General features: G+C 31.1%; 15 protein-coding genes and 1 riboswitch. Of the genes, 7 read left to right on the plus strand and 8 right to left on the minus strand.

Translation table 11 applies throughout. From position 1 onward, the window contains the following. Positions 1 to 96 precede the first annotated feature (96 nt). Positions 97 to 1,116, plus strand: a complete 1,020-nt coding sequence (locus M3Z80_RS01990; protein WP_293917034.1) for a metallophosphoesterase — start codon at positions 97 to 99, stop codon at positions 1,114 to 1,116. A gap of 127 nt (positions 1,117 to 1,243) precedes the next feature. Continuing rightward, positions 1,244 to 1,939 carry a formyltransferase family protein gene (locus M3Z80_RS01995; protein ID WP_293917036.1) on the plus strand — a complete coding sequence of 232 codons (696 nt, stop codon included), beginning with the start codon at positions 1,244 to 1,246 and terminating at the stop codon, positions 1,937 to 1,939. A gap of 813 nt (positions 1,940 to 2,752) precedes the next feature. On the opposite strand, the gene rpsJ is transcribed toward M3Z80_RS01995, so the two are convergent. Genes rpsJ through rpsL form a run of 4 tightly spaced genes read right to left on the minus strand, consistent with a single transcriptional unit; the run spans position 2,753 to position 6,088 of the window. Next, entirely contained in the window at positions 2,753 to 3,058 is a 306-nt protein-coding gene (gene rpsJ, locus M3Z80_RS02000; RefSeq protein ID WP_055425679.1) for a 30S ribosomal protein S10, read from the minus strand. 11 nt (positions 3,059 to 3,069) lie between these two features. Continuing rightward, entirely contained in the window at positions 3,070 to 5,199 is a 2,130-nt protein-coding gene (gene fusA, locus M3Z80_RS02005) for an elongation factor G (RefSeq protein ID WP_293917044.1), read from the minus strand. Between the two features lie 7 nt (positions 5,200 to 5,206). After that, the gene (gene rpsG, locus M3Z80_RS02010; RefSeq protein WP_293917046.1) at positions 5,207 to 5,683 is read right to left on the minus strand and encodes a 30S ribosomal protein S7; all 477 of its coding nucleotides are present in this window, start codon (positions 5,681 to 5,683) and stop codon (positions 5,207 to 5,209) included. Positions 5,684 to 5,707: 24 nt separating this feature from the next. Then, positions 5,708 to 6,088, minus strand: coding sequence for a 30S ribosomal protein S12 (gene rpsL, locus M3Z80_RS02015; protein ID WP_055425682.1), 381 nt, complete (start codon positions 6,086 to 6,088; stop codon positions 5,708 to 5,710). A 236-nt stretch (positions 6,089 to 6,324) separates the two neighbouring features. On the opposite strand from rpsL, the gene M3Z80_RS02020 reads away from it, so the two are divergent. The 4 genes from M3Z80_RS02020 (at position 6,325) to bshA (ending at position 10,034) form a co-directional block, all read left to right on the plus strand. Continuing rightward, entirely contained in the window at positions 6,325 to 7,239 is a 915-nt protein-coding gene (locus M3Z80_RS02020; protein ID WP_293917049.1) for an EamA family transporter, read from the plus strand. Between the two features lie 141 nt (positions 7,240 to 7,380). Beyond that, on the plus strand, positions 7,381 to 8,031 hold the full coding sequence (locus tag M3Z80_RS02025; protein ID WP_293917051.1) for a protein-L-isoaspartate(D-aspartate) O-methyltransferase: 651 nt from the start codon (positions 7,381 to 7,383) through the stop codon (positions 8,029 to 8,031). Positions 8,032 to 8,273: 242 nt separating this feature from the next. Further along, positions 8,274 to 8,903 (plus strand): alpha/beta hydrolase, encoded by a 630-nt coding sequence (locus M3Z80_RS02030; protein WP_293917053.1) that lies wholly within the window; start codon positions 8,274 to 8,276, stop codon positions 8,901 to 8,903. Between the two features lie 9 nt (positions 8,904 to 8,912). After that, positions 8,913 to 10,034 carry an N-acetyl-alpha-D-glucosaminyl L-malate synthase BshA gene (gene bshA, locus M3Z80_RS02035; RefSeq protein WP_293917054.1) on the plus strand — a complete coding sequence of 374 codons (1,122 nt, stop codon included), beginning with the start codon at positions 8,913 to 8,915 and terminating at the stop codon, positions 10,032 to 10,034. Positions 10,035 to 10,077: 43 nt separating this feature from the next. Here bshA and M3Z80_RS02040 read toward each other — a convergent pair whose 3' ends face one another. The 4 genes from M3Z80_RS02040 to M3Z80_RS02055 form a co-directional block, all read right to left on the minus strand. Then, positions 10,078 to 11,259 (minus strand): homoserine dehydrogenase, encoded by a 1,182-nt coding sequence (locus M3Z80_RS02040; RefSeq protein WP_293917056.1) that lies wholly within the window; start codon positions 11,257 to 11,259, stop codon positions 10,078 to 10,080. Positions 11,260 to 11,281: 22 nt separating this feature from the next. Continuing rightward, a complete protein-coding gene (locus M3Z80_RS02045; RefSeq protein ID WP_293917058.1) occupies positions 11,282 to 12,418 on the minus strand; it encodes a trans-sulfuration enzyme family protein in 1,137 nt (378 codons plus the stop codon). Between the two features lie 164 nt (positions 12,419 to 12,582). Then, a riboswitch (SAM riboswitch) is annotated at positions 12,583 to 12,680 on the minus strand. A 1,057-nt stretch (positions 12,681 to 13,737) separates the two neighbouring features. Next, positions 13,738 to 16,593, minus strand: coding sequence for a leucine--tRNA ligase (leuS, locus tag M3Z80_RS02050; protein ID WP_293917059.1), 2,856 nt, complete (start codon positions 16,591 to 16,593; stop codon positions 13,738 to 13,740). A gap of 229 nt (positions 16,594 to 16,822) precedes the next feature. Beyond that, a complete protein-coding gene (locus tag M3Z80_RS02055) occupies positions 16,823 to 17,458 on the minus strand; it encodes a DUF6348 family protein (protein WP_293917060.1) in 636 nt (211 codons plus the stop codon). A gap of 298 nt (positions 17,459 to 17,756) precedes the next feature. Between M3Z80_RS02055 and M3Z80_RS02060 the strand changes: the two genes are divergently transcribed. Continuing rightward, entirely contained in the window at positions 17,757 to 20,816 is a 3,060-nt protein-coding gene (locus tag M3Z80_RS02060) for a T9SS type A sorting domain-containing protein (protein ID WP_293917062.1), read from the plus strand. Positions 20,817 to 20,905: the final 89 nt, after the last annotated feature.

Raw genomic sequence — 20,905 nt, forward strand, 5'->3', positions numbered from 1 at the left:
AAAATATTTTTACTATCACTGACAATTTTTTTATACTTTTTATCTAATTTCTATATATTCTATTATATATACTCATTAATATCCGGTGTATCAATAATGATAACCGGAATATTTTTCTTTTTAGTTTTATTTCTACCCTCATCATTTATTTTATTTTTATTATTTTCAAAAAATTTACCTCTTAGATCTGCTACTTTTTTATATAAAATATCAACCGGTTGGTTAGTAATACTTTTGTATACATTCTTACTGTTTCTTATTTATGATGGCGTTAAATTTCTGAATAAATTCTGGACATTTATACCGAGTGATATTCTTGCAAGCAACTATGTAATCCTTTTTATTATTTGTTTAGTGGCTATTCTATGTTTGTATGGATATATGAACTATTTAGATAAAAGAAGAATTCATCTAAAAATAATGACAAACAAAAGTTTGATTAAACCTCTGAAAATAGTTCTTATCAGCGATCTTCATCTAGGATATTCAATTAAAGGTCCAGAATTAAAAAGTTGGATAAAAAAAATTAATAATGAAAATCCTGATATAGTTTTAATTGCTGGAGATATTATAGATAGTAGTATCATACCGCTAAATTATTTTAATTTAGATAATTATTTTAAAGATATACAATCACGTTTGGGTGTTTATTGTTGCTTAGGTAATCACGAATATATAAGTGGTATTGCAGATAGCATAGATTTTATTAAAAAAACCAAAATTAATTTATTAAGAGATTCTTCGGTTTTAATTGATGATAGTTTTTATTTAGTGGGTAGAGATGATGGAACTAATATTAATAGAAAATCACTTAAAGAATTAATTGAAAACTTAGATAAAACTAAGCCTATATTAGTTTTAGATCATCAACCATATCATTTGGAAGAATCTGAAATTAATCAAGTTGATATTCAATTTTCGGGACATACACATCAGGGGCAAATTTGGCCGATTTCTTTACTTACAAATGCTCTTTTTGAAAAATCTCACGGATATCTTAAAAAAGGAAATACGCACTACTATGTAAGTTCCGGCATCGGAATCTGGGGAGGCAGATATAGAATAGGAACTTATTCAGAATACGTCGTTATAGATTTTACTCAAAATATTTTATAAACCTATTTATGTTTCATAATAAATGAAAAAACTTTTATAAATACAATTCTAGTAATAATAAGCTTTGCTATTCTTGATATAGCATATCCTAATTTTTACTTCATACACCTTACTAGATAGAATTATTATGTCAAAAAAAATTGCTGTTATATGTTATAATAAACCAACAAGAAAAACACAAGAAGTTTTGTTGCGTTTAAAAGGAAAAGGGTATAATGATGTAGATGTATATGCTATACCCTTTATACTAAGAAAAACTTTACATCCGCTTATTGCACATCGCCCCTCAGAATTATTAGTAAAAATAGATAACGAACAATTGGTAGCCAATTTAAATTTTACTTATATATCTAAGGAAATTGAAGAGCTTGATGAATGCTTTACCAAAAAGTCTTATCACTCGATTTTAATAGCAGGAGCAGGCTTATTGCCGGAAAGTTTAGTTTCCCGACATAAACTTATAAATTCACATCCGGGTTATCTTCCTTATGTACGAGGACTAGATGCCTTAAAATGGGCTGTATATAAAAATTTGCCCATTGGTGTTACTGTTCATTATGTGGATAAATATGCGGATGCCGGACTTTTAATAACTCAAGAAAAATTAGATATTCTATCTGAAGACACATTTCACTCAATGTGTTTTAAATTATGGAATTTAGAGATGCAATTGTTAGTTGATTCAATTGAAATCATAGATACTGATATTCAATTACTCCCATTATCTACAGAAGGAGGTGAGAGCCATCGAAGGATGCCTAAAGATAAAGAAAAAAATTTATTTCAAAAATTTGAAGAATATAAAAATAGAAATATAAAATAAGCAGGCTATAAAAGCCTGCATCACTAAATAGAGTTTAACACATGTTTTTGAAATTAAATTAAGATGAATTATAAATTATATTTGATTAAATTATTTTCTTGAAACTTTTCATTTAATTATTCATATTATTTTTATATAGTTTATATAAGTTTATTTATCATATTTTAAATTTATAACAATTATTCCTTTCAATTATTCTAAAAAATTATAGAATATAAGTTAAAATTATAATTCAATAGTATTATATATTTTCAAGAAGACTGAAAACATATAAATGTTTTGATTCTACTCATTTTTTTTCTAAAAATTATCTGGAGATCATGAATATTTTTTATTGGAAAATTACTTTTATACATTGAATAAGGATCGTTAATTTTATAGTTTAAAATTAAATTATCAATTGTATTGATCCATGTATTTATAAATTCTTTCCTATTAAAATTACTATGAATATTGATATTTATATCTGCTAATGTAAATAATAATTTAAACTGAACTTGTTTTATGAAATGTATTTGATTTTTATGACCAACATAATTTTCTCTTCTATTGATAGAGAATACATTTTCATAATAAGCTAAATTACTTTTCATAATAGATATATGTATTTATTTTTTTATAGCTAAATTCATGCCAATGTTTATATAATACTAAGGTAAATTGTTTAAAATATTTATTATATTTATTTTGTATTGTAATTAAATATATCATTTAATAAGTTATATAGATGATTAATTAAATATAAAAAATAAAAAACCTTCTGAATTCATTATTCAGAAGGTTTTTTTATTATAATGTAAGTAATTTATAAACTTATACTTTAATCTCTACCTCTACACCACTTGGAAGCTCTAATTTCATTAAAGCATCAACAGTTTTAGAAGAAGAACTATAAATATCCATTAATCTTTTGTGAGAATTTAATTGGAATTGTTCGCGAGATTTTTTGTTAACGTGTGGAGATCGCAATACGGTAAAAATTCTTTTATGAGTAGGTAATGGAATAGGTCCATTAACTACAGCACCGGTTGCTTTCACGGTTTTTACGATTTTTTCAGCAGACTTGTCAACCAAATTATAATCGTAAGATTTAAGTTTTATTCTTATTTTTTGACTCATTGTTTTTTTAATTAAACGTTTGTACCCTTAGCTTTAGCAATTACATCGTCAGCTATATTCTGAGGAGCTGCTTCATAGTGGTTAAATTCCATAGTTGAGGTAGCACGTCCGGAAGATAAGGTTCTTAAAGAGGTCACGTATCCGAACATTTCAGATAATGGGACAAATGCTTTAATTACTTTAGCATTATTTCTGTCATCCATTCCACTTACTGTAGCTCTACGACGATTTAAGTCCCCAACAATGTCTCCCATGTATTCTTCAGGAGTAAGTACTTCTAACTTCATGATAGGCTCCATAATAACCGGTTTAGCTTTCTTAGCTGCTTCTTTGAATCCAAGTTTAGCTGCCAATTCGAAAGATAACTGGTCAGAGTCTACTGCATGGTAAGAACCGTCTTTCAACGTTATTTTCATACCATCAATTTCATATCCGGCTAATGGTCCGTTTTTCATGGCTTCTTTGAAACCTTTTTCAACAGAAGGTATAAATTCTCTAGGAATATTACCACCTTTGATTTCGTTTACAAATTCCAATCCGGTTTTACCTTCATCAGCTGGCCCAATTTGAAATACAATGTCAGCAAATTTACCACGACCACCGGTTTGTTTTTTGTAAACTTCTCTGTGATCTGCAGTACCCATTAAAGCTTCTTTATACTCAACCTGAGGTTGACCTTGATTTACTTCAACTTTAAATTCTCTTCTTAAACGGTCTACAATGATGTCTAGGTGAAGCTCTCCCATTCCTGAAATTACAGTTTGTCCGGAAGCTTCATCAGTTTTTACCTGAAAAGTCGGATCTTCTTCAGCTAGCTTAGATAAAGCCATACCTAATTTATCAACATCTGCTTTAGTTTTAGGTTCTACAGCGATACCGATAACTGGATCAGGGAATACCATACTTTCCAATATAATTGGAGATTTTTCATCACAAAGCGTATCTCCGGTTTTAATATCTTTAAATCCAACAGCTGCACCAATATCTCCAGCTTCGATATATTCGATAGGGTTTTGTTTATTGGCATGCATCTGATAGATACGAGAAATTCTTTCTTTATCTCCAGATCGAGTGTTTAACACATAAGAACCGGCATCTAAGTGTCCTGAATAGGCTCTAAAGAATGCTAATCGACCTACATATGGATCGGTAGCAATTTTAAATGCTAGTGCAGAGAAAGGTTCTTTTGCATCAGGTTTTCTAGCGATAGGTTCATCAGTTTTAGGATCTGTACCTTCAATAGCTTCTTTATCTAATGGAGAAGGAAGATAACGACAAACCGCATCTAGCATGAATTGAACCCCTTTATTTTTAAAAGAGGAACCACAAACCATAGGTATAATGCTGATATCTATAGTTGCTTTACGAAGTGCTTCGTGGATTTCTTCTTCAGAGATCGAATCTGGATCTTCAAAGAATTTTTCCATTAAAGTTTCATCATATTCAGCTACTGCTTCGATTAGATTTTGACGATATTCCAATACTTCGTCTTTCATATCTTCAGGTATATCTACGATATCAAAAGTTGATCCGAAGTTTTCGTTATGCCATATAATTGCTCGGTTTTTCACCAAATCAACTACCCCTTTAAAATCTTCTTCTGATCCGATAGGTAATACGATAGGAACAGCATTGGATCCTAACATTTCTTTTACCTGACGACATACATTAAGAAAGTCTGAACCTTGCCTGTCCATTTTGTTTACAAATCCCATTCTTGGAACTTTGTAATTGTCTGCAAGTCTCCAGTTAGTTTCAGATTGGGGTTCTACACCGTCTACTGCACTAAATAAGAAAACTAATCCATCTAATACTCTCAAAGAACGGTTCACTTCAACAGTAAAGTCAACGTGCCCCGGAGTGTCGATGATATTAAAATGATAGGATTGAGTATCTGGTAATTTTTTGCCATCATCAGTTAATGGGAAATTCCAATTACAAGTAGTGGCAGCAGAGGTAATAGTGATTCCTCTTTCTGCTTCTTGAACCATCCAGTCCATCGTTGAAGCTCCATCGTGAACTTCTCCAATTTTATGGTTTACTCCGGTGTAAAATAAAATTCTTTCCGTTGTAGTTGTCTTTCCTGCATCAATATGAGCAGCAATACCTATATTACGTGTGTATTTTAAATCTCTAGACATATTTTCTTTAGAATTTGAAATGTGAGAATGCTTTATTAGCTTCAGCCATACGATGCGTATCGGTTTTCTTTTTAACTGCAGCACCTTCCTCTTTTGCAGCGGCGATAATTTCAGCTGCTAACTTTTGAGACATGGACTTTTCATTTCTATCTCTTGAATATTTAATTAACCATTTCATCGCCATAGAAATTTTTCTATCCGGACGAATAGGCATTGGGATTTGAAAGTTAGCTCCTCCAACTCTTCTGCTACGTACTTCAACGTGAGGCATTACGTTTTCTAAAGCATCTTTCCAAATTTCCAGAGATGTTTTTTCCTGATTTTCTTTTTTAGTTTCTACGATATCCAATGCATCGTAAAAAATTTTAAAAGCTATACTCTTTTTACCGTCTTTCATTAAGTTGTTAACGAAACGTGTTACTAATTGATCGTTAAACTTAGGATCTGGTAAAAGCGGACGTTTTTTTGCTTTCGTTTTTCTCATTTTACCTGAATAATTTCGTTAATACTATTTTTTCTCTTTTGGTCGTTTAGCTCCGTATTTACTTCTTCTTTGTAAACGTCCTTGTACACCAGCTGTGTCTAAAGCACCTCTGACAATGTGATAACGAACTCCCGGTAAATCTTTTACCCTTCCGCCTCTCACCAATACTATCGAGTGCTCTTGCAGATTATGTCCTTCTCCCGGGATGTAGGCATTTACCTCTTTACCGTTAGTTAAACGAACTCTGGCTACTTTTCTAAGTGCTGAATTCGGTTTCTTAGGTGTAGTGGTATATACACGAGTACATACTCCACGTCTTTGTGGACAAGAATCTAAAGCAGCCGATTTACTCTTCTTGGTAAGTGTGGCTCTTCCTTTTCTTACTAATTGTTGAATAGTTGGCATTTATGCTCTTTTATTTTTTAAAGTTTGCAAATATAGTCTTTTTTATTTATAAATACAAAAATAATGCGCTCATAATGTAGGGATTACTATTATTATGTATTTGCAAATTTAAAGGTAAAACTATCAATTTATTAACAAATATTTAAAAAATTGATTCGATTCATTAGTTTTTCAACAAGTATCTAAATTTAAGTTTTTAACTTTGAGCCTGCATAAATAGTAAAAAAATCAAGTAAATGAACGTAAACTACTTAAAATCGTTATTTTTAGTAGCTTTTGCAGCGGCTTCTTACGGTGTATTAGCAACTTTTGTCCGTTTATCCTATAACGATGGGTATACTACCGCTGAAGTTACTTTTTCTCAAGCTGTTTTGGGGCTTTTAGGACTTCTTATACTTCATTGTTTTAGCAAAAATAAAAATGAAAATAAAGAAAAAAAATATACTTCTAAAGATAAAATTTATTTAATTTTATGCGGTACATCTTTTGGATTAACCAGTACTTTTTATTATTTGGCAGTGCACTATGGAATTCCAGTATCTATATGTATTGTTTTGCTGATGCAAGCTGTTTGGATGGGAGCATTAGTCGATTTTATAGTTAACAAGAAAAAACCTTCAGTAGTTGAAATTATAGCCATTATATTTATTCTTCTCGGTACCTTATTAGCCACCAACCTAATCAATGAATCACAATTACATTTAAATTTTAATGGAGTGCTATTTGGAATATTGGCAGCGGTATCTTATACCTTTTCCATGTTTTCATCTAATAAAATAGCGTTAAATATGCCGCCTACCTTGCGATCCGTATATTTATTGGTTGGGGCAACCCTTATGGTTACGATAATTTGGGCACATGTTCTCATTACCCAACCTTTTCATTTTTCAATATTTTATAAATGGGGTATTATTTTAGCTATTTTCGGTACCATTTTGCCTCCTTTTTTATTTACTAAAGGAATGCCTGTTGTTGGTATAGGGGTAGGGAGCATTATCGCTTCTATGGAATTGCCGGTATCTGTTATGATGGCAAAATTTGTTCTTAATGAAAAAGTAACTTTTTTACAATGGTTGGGTATAGTACTTATTTTAATATCTATTGTTTTATTAAATTTAACTTTTATCCTTCCTAAACGATCTAAGAAGTAAAAAAATAACTATAAGATAAAAACAAGCAATTTTTTATGACACGAGAAGTGTCATGAAAAAAGTTATCTAATCATAAAATACATGCTTATCATCTGCTATGAGTATTGTTTTCCATTTATATTTTAAATAACTTGCAAAACAATGAAAGAGGATACATTAAAACATAAAGGAAAGAGAAATAAATTAATTAATTTACTTAAACAAAAAGGTATAACTGATGAGATCGTATTAAATGCTCTTAATAAAATACCTCGTCATTTATTTATTGATTCAATATTCGAGGATTTAGCTTATGAAGACCGTGCTTTTCCTATATTGTCAAATCAAACCATTTCTCATCCTTATACCGTAGCGTTTCAAACCCAATTATTACATATTCAGAAGGGAGAAAAAGTGTTAGAAATCGGTACCGGTTCAGGATATCAAACCGCTGTTTTAGTAGCTTTAGGCGCTCAAGTTTATACTATCGAGAGACAAAAAGAATTATTTGATTTCTCAAAGAAAATATTGAGGAAAATAAATTTCTTACCCAAACATCAGATTTTTGGAGATGGATATTTAGGATTACCTTCTTTTGCTCCTTTTGATAAAATTATTATAACAGCAGGAGTACCTACCATGCCTAAAAAATTATTGGAGCAACTAACTATTGGAGGAGTGATGGTTATTCCTATTGGTGAAAAAGAACAAAAAATGTATACGGTACTTAAATTAGATGAAAATACCTTTGAAACCATGGAATTTGGAGACTATCAATTTGTACCAATGTTAGAAAATAGGGTTATAGAATAATAATTCTAATGATGTGAATTTGTTTATAATCTTAAAATTATAAAATGAATTCGTTGTACTTTAAAAATAATCTTATATAATATAAATAGTTGGTTTTTAGTGTTTTATAAAACGAATACTTGCTTTTTAGAGTATTCATATTTGTGATATTTGCACTTATAAAGTTAAAAAAGGTATAAAGGAAATATACCAAAAGATTTTTTTAAAAAAGAGTATCTTTGTTTTAAGAAATTAAAAAGAAAATGGTCCATTATTTACTTAGAGAACCGAAGTCGGCTACAGATTCGCCATCATTAATACTTTTGCTACATGGATATGGAAGTAATGAGCAAGATTTGTTCAGCTTTGCAGAAGAATTACCAGATGACGCTTATGTAATAAGTTTGCGAGCCATAAGAGAAATAACCACGGGCGGTTATGCTTGGTATGATTTAGATTTTACATCCGGAGCTAAAATGATCAACTCCGAACAAGCAATTGAAGCACAACAGATTATCATGAAGTTTCTGGATCAAATCAAGAATAAATATTCCTTTGATGATACCTCGATAACCTTATTAGGATTCAGTCAAGGAGCTATTCTTTCATTTTCATTGGCTTTGCATTGTCCTGAAAAGTTTAAAAAAGTTGCTTGTTTAAGTGGATATCCAGACCCAGAATTACTAAAAGATGTCAATATGGGTGATGATTTTTCGCAATTGGAATTTTTCTTTTCACACGGAAAAGAAGACCCTATTATTCCAATAGTATGGTCTCGACAATTTAAATCCATTTGCGAAGAATTAGATTTAGATTACGAATATCATGAATATAATGAAGGTCATGGCATAAATTCTGAAAATTATTATGATCTTTTAAATTTTTTACAATAATATAATACGATGAAAATAGGAATTGTTTGTTATCCAACTTTTGGAGGAAGCGGTATTGTTGCCACTCAACTTGGTATGGAAATGGCAGCCTTAGGTAATGAAGCTCATTTTATAAGTTATAGTATGCCTGCTAAGCTTGATGTTACCTTGCCTAATATCTATTTTCATCAAGTATGCGTTAAACAATATCCATTATTTGAATATCAACCTTTTTCGTTAGCATTATCTACTATTATAGTAAACGTTGCAGAAACCTATGGTTTAGATTTATTGCATGTGCATTACGCTATACCTCATGCTTATGCTGCTTATTTTGCTAAACAAATTCTTCATGAGAAAGGTATAAAATTACCGGTAATAACAACTTTACATGGTACGGATATAACATTAGTGGGTAGTCATCCCATTTATAAGTCAGGAGTTGAATTTTCAATTAATAAATCCGATTATATAACTTCCGTTTCCCAAAGTTTGAAAGAAGATACATATAAAGTATTTGATATTAAAAAAGACATTGAAGTCATTCCCAATTTCATCGATAATTCGGTAAAAGTGTCCAGCCATTGCGCAAGAAAAAATTTTGTAGAAAATGATGAAAAGTTGATTATTCACGTTTCAAATTTAAGAAAAGTAAAACGGATTAATGATGTTATGTCTATTTTCAACCTGATACAAAAAGAAGTTAAATCAAAACTTTTGATTGTAGGAGAAGGCCCTGAAACGGAAACTATAGAACATTTAACCAAAGTCTACCAATTAGAGGATAAAGTAAAAACATTGGGAAAAATATTAGATGTTCACTCCATATTAAGTATAGCTGATCTTTTTCTTTTGCCATCTGAACAAGAAAGTTTTGGATTAGCAGCTTTAGAGGCTATGGCATGTGGTATTCCTGTTATTTCCAGTAATGCTGGTGGAATAATTGAAGTGAATAAGGATGGTTATTCCGGATTTGTATCTTCGGTTGGCGATGTTCAATCGATGGCTTCGAATGCTATAAAGCTATTAAAAGATGAAAATTTACTTTCACTTTTCAAGGAACAAGCCGAACAACAGGCATTACTTTTTGATAATTCTCTAGTGATTCCCATATATAAGGACTTATATGAGAGAGCAATTAAGATTTATTAGAATTTTAATCTAAAAAATTGTGCTCTCTACTATAAGATTGATTTTAGCTGAAAAAAATTACGTTTATTTTCGGATCTTTAATCCAAGAAGAATTAGCTAATTTATGTAAGCATATAAATCCTATAAAATAGTTTCCTAATGGGCTGCTGTATTGTTCTTCAATTGTATCAAAGTCAGTAAAGCCTGAAAATTTATCATGATATCTTACATATACCTTATATATCTTCGTATCTACTAATTTTAATTGCTTGTTCAGATGTATATATTTCTTATTTTCGTATCTATAGTCGTACGTTAAGGCAGATATATCTGAAAGTACAGCGGAGCCGGTAGGCTTATCTCCTGCACCTTTACCGATCATAAGTTGTTTTTCGGAGAAGGCACTTTCCAAAACAACGCCATTATATTCATAATTTACATGTGCTAATGTATTTTCTTTTTCAATGAAAGTGGGAGCGCAAAAACCGGTAATTTCATTATTATTTTTATTGCATTTGGCAATCAGTTTTATGCTGAAATTCCTTTGTCTCGCAAATTCCAGATCGAAATTGCTAATTCTTGAAATTCCAAAATTAAATACTGTATCAGGCTTGACGATGAGTCCGAAAGCATGAAAAAGGATGATACATAATTTATATTTGGGATCAATACCTTCAACGTCTAAGGTAGGATCAGATTCAGCAAATCCTTTCTCTTGAGCTTCTTTTAAAACTTCAGAGTAAGACATATTTTCATGGATCATTTTGGTAAGTATAAAATTAGTGGATCCATTAAAAATTCCTGATACTGAAGTGAGTAAGTCGTTATCGTAATATTCTTCTAAATTTCTAATGATAGGTATACTGGCACATACAGAGGCTTCATAGAGGAGGGGAGTGTGATATTTTTTTTCGAGCTTTAAAAGCTCAGGTAAACGCTCAGCAATCATTTTTTTATTGGCGGATACCACAGCTTTACCTTTTTTCATCGCTTCGCAAACAATATCAAAGGCCGCCTCCGCATCATCAATTAATTCAACGATCACTCCGATTTCTGGGTCCGATAACAATTCGTTTTTATCTGTTGTGAAATATTTTTTATCGATAGATCTGGGTTTATCAGGGTGCTTTATACAAATCTTTTTTATATTAGCATCAACACTTTCCGCTTCTTCCAAAACTTTGTATAATCCGGTTCCTACACAACCGAAACCAAAGATTCCCAATTTAAGTTTATTTCTTGCCATAGTGTTCAATTAGGGAGTTTCGTTAATCTAATGCTTGTTTAATATCATTAAGTAAATCATCTATATTTTCAATACCTACCGATAAACGAATGAGAGAATCTTGAATTCCTGTTTCCTTGCGTACTTCTATAGGGGTTGATTTGTGGGTCATTGTAGCCGGATGACTTCCCAAACTTCTGACATCACCTAAATTTTCAGCTAAAAGGAATATTTTTGTACGAGTTAAAAATCTTTTAGCAGCTTCTAAGGTATCCTCTTTTAAGCTAAAGGAAACCATTCCTCCGAAGTTTTTTTGTTGTTTTGCGGCTATATCATGATTATGGTGATACTTTAATCCCGGATAGTAAACTTTATCTACCTTAGGATGAGTAAGTAAATATTCGGCTATTTTTTTCGCATTTTCCGAATGCTTTTCTAAACGGAGATAAAGTGTTTGAATGCCTCGTAGAGTTAACCAGCTATCGAAAGGGGATAGCACGCCACCGGAAGTGTTTTGCAAATACTTTAATTCATCGGCGATATTTTGATCGTTTACAACGACAAATCCCGATAATACGTCTCCATGTCCGGAAAGATATTTTGTACCGCTATGTACTACAATATCAGCACCAAGAGAAATGGGTTGTTGCAAAGCAGGCGATAAAAAGGTATTATCTACAATTAATAAGGCCCCCGCTTGTTTGGCTATTTTAGCAATTTCTTCAATATCCGATATTTTTAAGGTAGGATTTGTAGGAGTTTCCAGCCAGATGAAACGTGTTTTTTTATTGATGGCATTTCTAACGTTTTCAAGGTTAGTTGTATCAATAAATTTTGAGATTATACCAAATTTATTGTAAACCGTTGTTAAAATACGATAGGTACCTCCATAAACATCATTTACAGCGATGACTTCATCACCTTGTTTTAATAATTTTAAAACACAATCTGTAGCTGCTAATCCTGATGAAAAAGCAAATCCGGCAATTCCTCCCTCTAAATCAGCTATGGCCTGTTCCACTACTTTACGTGTAGGGTTGGCTGTTCTTGTATAGGCAAATCCTTTATTAACATCGGGAGCTTCTTGTACATACGAAGAAGTTTGATAAATAGGAGTAGAAATAGCGCCAGTAAGTTCATCAGGTTCAGAGATATGCACTAATTTTGTTTCAAGTTTCATGATTTTGGTTGTTTTTTCTAATTAATAAATACATTAAAATTCATTAATCATCATAAAACAACTTATACAAGATTCCCATTAAATTTATAAAAAAACTTTATAAAGCTTCTTTATATAGGCCGAAAGAAGCTTGAATTATTTTCTTGGTGTATGTAAGCTGTTTCGACTTATCTTTCCTTTACGGTTGGATGCAGCACCTACTCTTAGAAGAGGGTTGCTAAGGTATCATAGGGCCAATTCCCTCCACCTTTCTTGATAAGTAATTTTATTAATGATCGTAAATTATTTTACAAAGATAAATTTTATTTTTAAAAGTCCAATAAAAAAACACTATATTATAAAGTTCGAAAATTAATTTGTCTACTGGGAATGACTGTAATTCGGGATACTTTTAAAATCTCTATAAATAATTATTGTAAAAATATCAGGATTGTCCATATTGTAAATTATTTGACAAATAAGTTTAATTTAAAAATCTTTTATGTTTACAGATAAAAATGAAACTATAAACGGGGTAACTGATGGAATAGGATTGGGAATTGCTCACGCATTTGCTCATCAGAAAGCTCATATTATTTTAATAACTAAAGATTAAAAAAACTACAAAAAGTTAAATAAGAATTCACCTCTTCTCAAATACCCATTACTATTTTTTTTGTAGATTTATCCATCATTTGGCAATTACCTAAACTAAGTAAATCTATTTTAGAGGACATCAATCATGTGGATGTATTAATTAATAATGCAGGAATCGGTCGTTTTATTTCGTTTGAAAATACAAGTGAGTTTTTTAATTATGCATATCAATCTTAATTTCAAAACCCTTATGTATAGACTCAAAATTTTTATGAATCTTTGAAAAAAGTAAAGGAGACGGAATTAATATTTCTTCGTATTTTTTTTCACAGAATGTTATCTGGTAGAAATTCAACTGTCTACTCAATGACAAAGGGGGCTAGAGATTCATTTACCAAATCATTACCTTTTTAGATAGTAAAAAATGAGTAAGAGTAAATGCCATTGTGCCTGGACGTATTAATAGACCGATGTTAAGGTATAATATAAATCAGCTTATAAAATAAGGCCTGAAACATTTTCAAATTAGGGATTCAAGTGTTTTTTCGACGGGTAAAATTGTTTCTTTTGATGACATACGGACTACAGCTGTTCTTTTAGTTTACGATCAAGCTAAAAAGACAACAAGAACCCTATTATCTGTAGATAGAAGAACCTACCACTAATTTGCATTGGTAAGAATAAAAATTATTCGATAAAAATTAAAACCCAATCCATAAGTTGGATTGGGTTTTCAAACACATTTATATAACAATGTTAATAATTCGTTTAGGCACTACAATAACTTTCTTAGGAGTTTTACCTTCTAAATAATTCGGAGCTTTCTCGTGAGCCAATACAGCTTCCTCTATTTCTTGAGCAGTGGCAGAAATTGGCATTTCAATTTTAAAACGTACTTTTCCATTAAAGCTAACCGGGTATTCAAAGGTATCTGAAACAAGATATTCTGCTTTAAATTCAGGGAAGGGCTGAAATTCAATACTATTAGAATGGCCCAATTTTTCCCATAATTCTTCGGAAATATGAGGTGCATAAGGAGAAATTAAAATACATAAAGATTCTAAAATTTCTCTTTTATGACATTTTATTTTGAATAAATCATTGGTTGCAATCATAAAAGAGCTAATAGAGGTATTGAATGAAAAATTATCCAAATCATCTTTAACTTTTTTAATCAATTGATGCAAAATACGTTGCTCTTCTTTATTAGGATTTTCTTCCGATACAAAAAAAGTTTCATTTTCTCCGGAGTGATAAAGTTTCCAAAATTTCTTTAAAAATCCGTGAACTCCACTCAATCCTTGTGTATTCCAAGGTTTAGCTTGCTCAATTGGTCCTAAAAACATTTCATACATACGCAAACTATCTGCGCCGTATTCATCGCAAACATCGTCCGGATTTATGACATTATAATATGATTTAGACATTTTTTCAACTTCCCTGGCACAAATAAATTTACCTTCCTCAAGAATAAATTCAGCATCTTTAAATTCGTCTCTCCAATCTCTTAATCGATCTAAATCAACCTCATCCGTAGTTCCTTTAAGAAGATTGACATCAATACGTAGAGGAGTTACGTCATGTTCTTCCTTTAATAAATGGTGAGAAATGAAATTATTGGTTCCGTTAATTCGGTAAATATAAGCACTTTGGCCTAAAATCATTCCTTGATTAATTAGTTTTTGAAAAGGTTCTTCCTGAGTTACAAATCCATAATCTTTTAAGAATTTATTCCAAAAACGAGAATATAATAAATGTCCTGTTGCATGCTCACTACCTCCAATATATAAATCTACATTTTCCCAATAATTCATGAGAGTTTTGTCGGCGAAGCAAGTATTATTAGTAGGATCTGTATATCTCAAATAATACCAGGAACTTCCCGCCCATCCGGGCATCGTATTTAAATCTAAAGGAAATATAGTAGTGTTATTAATAAGGTCATTACTTACAACTTGTTCTTTTTCAACATCCCAAGCCCACTGGGTGGCACGACCTAAAGGCGGATCGCCGTCTTCAGTAGGTAAATATTTTTCAACTTCCGGAAGAATTAAAGGTAATGCAGATTCCGGTAAGGAGTAAGGGATATCATCTTTATAGTAAACTGGAATCGGCTCACCCCAATATCGTTGACGTGAAAAAACAGCATCACGTAATCTATAATTAGTGGTTCCGTGCCCGATTTTCATTCGTTCTATTTCTGTAATAATCTTAGCTTGCGCTTCTTGTACAGAAAGACCGTCAAGTATTCCTGAATTTACGCAAGCACCCTCTTTGGAAGAAAACGCTTCTTCCTGAACATTTGCCCCTCCTTTAATCACTTCAATAATAGGAAGGTCAAAATGCTTCGCAAACCTATGGTCTCTTTCATCATGGGCCGGAACCGCCATGATAGCTCCCGTTCCATATCCTACTAATACGTAATCTGCTATATATATAGGAATATTTTTTTTGGTAAAAGGATTAACTGCATAAGCTCCTGTAAATTGACCTGATACAGTTTTAGCATCAGCAATTCTTTCTCTTTCAGAACGTTTGATGCTCTCATCTTTATATTGGTTTACTTTTTCGTAGTAGTTACCAGTGGTAATTTGATCAACCAAAGGATGTTCGGGAGCCATAACCATATACGTTGCTCCATAAATAGTATCCGGACGAGTGGTAAAAATTTTTACTTTTACTTCAGAGTCGACAACTGAAAAGATAACCTCTGCTCCTAAAGATTTACCGATCCAATTACGTTGGCTTTCCTTAATAGATTCGCTCCAATCTATGATTTCTAATCCAGTAAGAAGCCTTTCGGCATAGGCGGTAATTCGCATAGACCATTGCATCATTTTTTTCTGGTACACAGGATATCCTCCTCGCTCTGAAAGTCCGTTAACCACTTCATCATTTGCTAAAACTGTTCCTAATGCAGGGCACCAGTTGACTGTTGTTTCGGCACGATATGCTAATCGATAATTTAATATAATTTTCTGTTTGGTTTCTTCTGAAAAACTATTCCAGTTTTCAGAAGTAAATAGTTCTTCCTGAGAAGTGCAAGCTTGTATATGAATATTTCCCTCTTTTGTGAAAATATCTACTAATTCTTTAATAGGTCGGGCTTGTTTTCTCTCTTTGCAGTAATATGAATTGAATAGTTGGATAAATATCCATTGTGTCCATTTATAATAATTGGGATCAGAAGTACGAACTTCTCGGTTCCAGTCAAAAGAAAATCCCAACTTTCTTAATTGATTATTATAGCCGGTGATTTTATTATTTTTATTGTCAACTCCACCATTGATATTTACTTCGGTAGTTATAGCCGGATGTTGACCTGTTTGTATAGCATACTGCTCGGCCGGGAGTCCGAAACTATCATATCCGATAGGGTGCAGCACATTAAAGCCTTGATGACGTTTAAATCTTGCATAAATATCTGAGGCAATATAACCTAAGGGATGGCCCACATGTAAACCTGCTCCTGATGGATATGGAAACATATCTAATACATAAAATTTAGGTTTATCTGTACCGTTAGAAGCTGCAAAAGTTTGTTGCTCCTTCCATTTTTTTTGCCATTTTTTTTCGATTTCCTGAAAATTATATTGCATGGGTAATAGTTGAATTAGATTTTTGCAAAGGTAATGATTTATTCAGTTTTTAAAATGTCATTATAGTTCATTTTAAAAATGTCTGATATGATATAATTATTATAGAATTAAAATAAAACTTATGGTTGGTATTTTCTGCTTACTTATAATATTAACATTCTTTTAAAAAGGTAAAGTTTATTTTATTTAGGTAAGAAAAAATTAAGAATAAAAAATGAGGTTAAGATATTTACTTACGTTTAAGAATAATAAAATTTCTAAGGCTATAAAATTTATCTGAAGGTACCCATGATACAGATCTTAATTTTTTTTCCATTTCGGGCCAAACTTCATTATTTTTTAAAGTCTCAATCATAATCTCTTTATCATTTATATTCGCATAATAAATACGCAGCCAGTAAATATCTTCTTCTAAATTTTCTTCTTGTATTTGTTCTTCGATAGTTTTAAATAAATTTTCCGGGATGTTGAAATCTCCTTTACATCCAAAATTACCAATATATACGTTCCATAAATCTCCATTTATATTCCACTCTTCAATACCAATCTGTTCATCATTATTTATTTGCCAGAAAGCAGCCAAAAAAACATGGAAAGAATTTGCGACAAAATTTTGAAAAGCGTTTTGAATAGCAGAATATTTATCCTTACCTATACCTAAAAAACTCTCAGAAATAGCTTTTTTATTTTGCAAAAGCAAAGTTATGTCTAAGCGTATGCTTACTCCGTTCTCATATTCCTTATAGTCAAAAGTATCTGCGCGCATAGCAGGAAGCTGTTCATCAACGAGAAGCCAATCTTTATATTCAATACATGTGAGATCTTGTGCATATAACATTTTTGCGAGAATTTCTTGAGGCGACATAGATTATTTTTTAATCAAAAATACACAAAATCTTTATTAAAAAAAGTATACAAATAGGTTACTCTTAGAGATAGATCGTTAAATAGTTTAATAACCTAATTAGAACAAAAGACGAAAAAATGTACAATTGTTAGTATGTTTTTACTTATATTAATAAATAATTACAAATTTATTTTAATAATAATATTGATATAATTATAGGGTTAAATAAATAATAATTTATTTATAAATTTAATTTACTATATTTTTTAAAAATAAAATAAATTATTATATTTGGTCGATAAAAATTAACTTAACTATGAGGAAATTATACTTGATATTATTTATTGGAGCAAATTCTTTATTTACCTCAGCACAAAATAATAAAATTGTAGGTCCTGGTGGAGTGCCAGGCGCTGTCCTATGGATGAAAACCGTCCCTGAATCAAAAAATCTTAACGCAAGATATTTATGGAAAGATTTCTCGGGAGACTCGTTACGTCTTACTTATAACGATAACCAAACTGAATATAGAGTAGAATGGAATGTATTTGGGAGATCAATTAATTTTAATCCGTCCTTACTCTTGACTAACCCAAGTTCAAGTAAGGAAATACAGATAAAAAGTGCAAATTTATCTACGGCTACTATTTTAGGAACGTATCTAGAGGGCAGTATGATTGGGAATAAATTTGAAAATCCCGATTATATTTTTACCTTAAACGGGGTGCAGGGAAAAGGATTTGTCTTAAATAAAGATAAAATTATCCATAGTAATGAAAGTCATAAAGGAGTTCTAGATTATGGTTCAAAAGAGGGAAGAGATTTGATGTATCATCCCGATGGTAAGTCCGATGTAGATTTATTAGAATACCAAGAAAAAACTGTACAATTATTTACTTATTTCCGTACGAATAAGCCAGTTACTAATATATGGGGTGAAAAGAAAAGTTCAAATTTATCATTAGGTGAAAAATTTTACACATCTAACGAACATAACAATTCAACCTATGATACGGATTTGTTTAATCCGAATACCATATATAGAGCATATATGCCAGAATTAATTATGTATGATCGTTTGTTGACTCCTTTTGAGAAAATAAAGTCAGAGACCTATTTGGCATTGAAATATGGTTTCATGCTGGAAAGCTCATTTATCGGAAGTAGTAATACTCTACTTTGGGATAAAGATATGAATAAAAAATATCATCATAGAGTAACAGGAATCTATAGAGATGATAAAAGCGGATTATATCAAAGAAAAAGTTCTACTTCTTATGAAGAAAGTCCATATTTTGCCTATTCATTAGCGGGTGATTCTTATGATGCTTCCAACAATTATAATCTTTCCAATAGAAATAAATTGTTGGTTATTGAAAAATTTCCTGCTAATTCAATGTTAGATAATGAGTTTTTTATTTGGGGAGATGACAATCAGAATCTGAAAACAGATCAGATTGAAAGCATTGCGGGAATGAATATTATGAATCGTCGTTGGCTAATGCTAACAAATTCATATTTAAATGAAAATGAAAATGACGTAACTTGGTATATACAAAATAATTTAGAAACCGTTAAAGAAAAATATAAATTTTCGCAGGTAAAAATGATTAATGATCGTAGTAAAGATTCCGAAACTGCGATTATGTATAGTGAAAAACCTCTATCAGGATACGAAGGGCATGCTTCTTTAACCTTAGTAAATTATGGAGGAATAATGCTTAAGTTCGGTACGAAAAATGTTACAGATCAAGATAATCCTAGTGCTGATTATGGTGTTTTCATAGACCATCAAGGAAATATATACACTGTTGTTAAAGGTATGATAACTCATGCTATTAACCTTAAAGTGAAAGCAGGAGATCGTTTACAAATTGATAAGACAAAAGATGATTTTATCATACGATTTAACGGATATGCTCCCCCAGTTTCGGGGTTAGATTCACCTAATATACCGTTGGATGAAGAGGATATAGATAAAGATTTTTATGTAAGTCTTGTCATGTACCGAGGATATTTCGAATCAGTTATAAAAGATTTTAGAACTGGAGGTTTTATTAATAGCGGTAACAGAATAGAATTAGGTTATATAGAACACCGAGCAGAAGAGTTTGCACCTTATAATGACAATAAAACTTATTTATTAGTAGATCGTTCCGGAAAAGGAGATTTTAAATTGGAGGATACAGTGTTCTATTTATCTGACGAATATGATCCATATAGAAAAAAAATTGTATTCAACAATGTATTTTTTCCTAAAGAAAGTGTATTTACTTTTGGATACAGACCCTCCAATATTATAGCTAAAATAAAGAAAACCAATCCAACCTGTGATGTTTCCCCAAACTCAAAAGATGACGGAGCCATTCAGATTAACATATTAAGAGGGGATGATGGTTTTGAATACCAGCTGATAGATCAAAAAGATCAGGAAATAAAAAGATCAGGAGTATTTTTTGGTAAAGATTTAAATTTAACTGAACTTTCCTCCGGCCAATATACCTTAAAATTAAAAGAATTGGGAGGATTTAATATTCTTTCAGATTCTACTAACGTTGAAGCTAAAGCATACAGTAAACAATCTATAGATTGGGATAGAGGAGGTTTTTTCCAAACCACAATAAAAGGTAATGATCAGAATTTTCAGATGGGATTGTCTATTAATCCAACATTAGATAATGCCTTACATTTAGGATTTGAAATAAACAATGGACGAGTTTATATAATTAATGATTATGTGAAAAATAAAACTCCTTTAGAAAATATATATGTTAAAGAAGGAGATTTAGTGCAGATTTATAAAGATTTCAATGAAAGACAATCTCCATATAAGGTTTATTATAAAATAAATGGAGTTACTTTTTATACTCAATATACTACACTATATCATTATTTTATTGTAAAACTAAACAATAATGTAGGAGGTATATATAATATAAAAAATACTGATACTAGTATTATCACAGGATCCAACCCTACAGTTTGGAATTATCAGGGAACTCATCCTTATCCGGAAAAGGAAAATTTTTCTGAAAGTACTCTTGAACAAACCATTATTCTTAAAGATGATTGCGTTAAAAAACAAGAAATAGATGTAGATGAAGAAGCAATTTTAGCGAAATCTAATAATAACGTTCAATTTTACTATAAGGACTTCAAAGATAAATCGGTGATTACAGGAAATGTTAAATTAAACCGGCCATCTACAATCATGGTTTCTGTGTTTGATTTTTCAGGAAATATGGTTTATAATAAACATATTAACAAAAGCGATAAAGAACACACTTTTGATATTACAGGTCTTCTAAAGGGGGTATATATTGTCAAAATATTTACCGATGAAGGAGAATTTACTAAGAAGATTTCTATAAACTAATTACTAAATAAAAGTACTTAACTATGAAATTAAAAACCAACCAAGCCCGGTTTACATCAATAGTTCTGCTTTCAACTATGATTTTACTG

The sequence above is a fragment of the Apibacter sp. genome (assembly GCF_025291155.1).
Taxonomy (GTDB): Bacteria; Bacteroidota; Bacteroidia; order Flavobacteriales; family Weeksellaceae; genus Apibacter.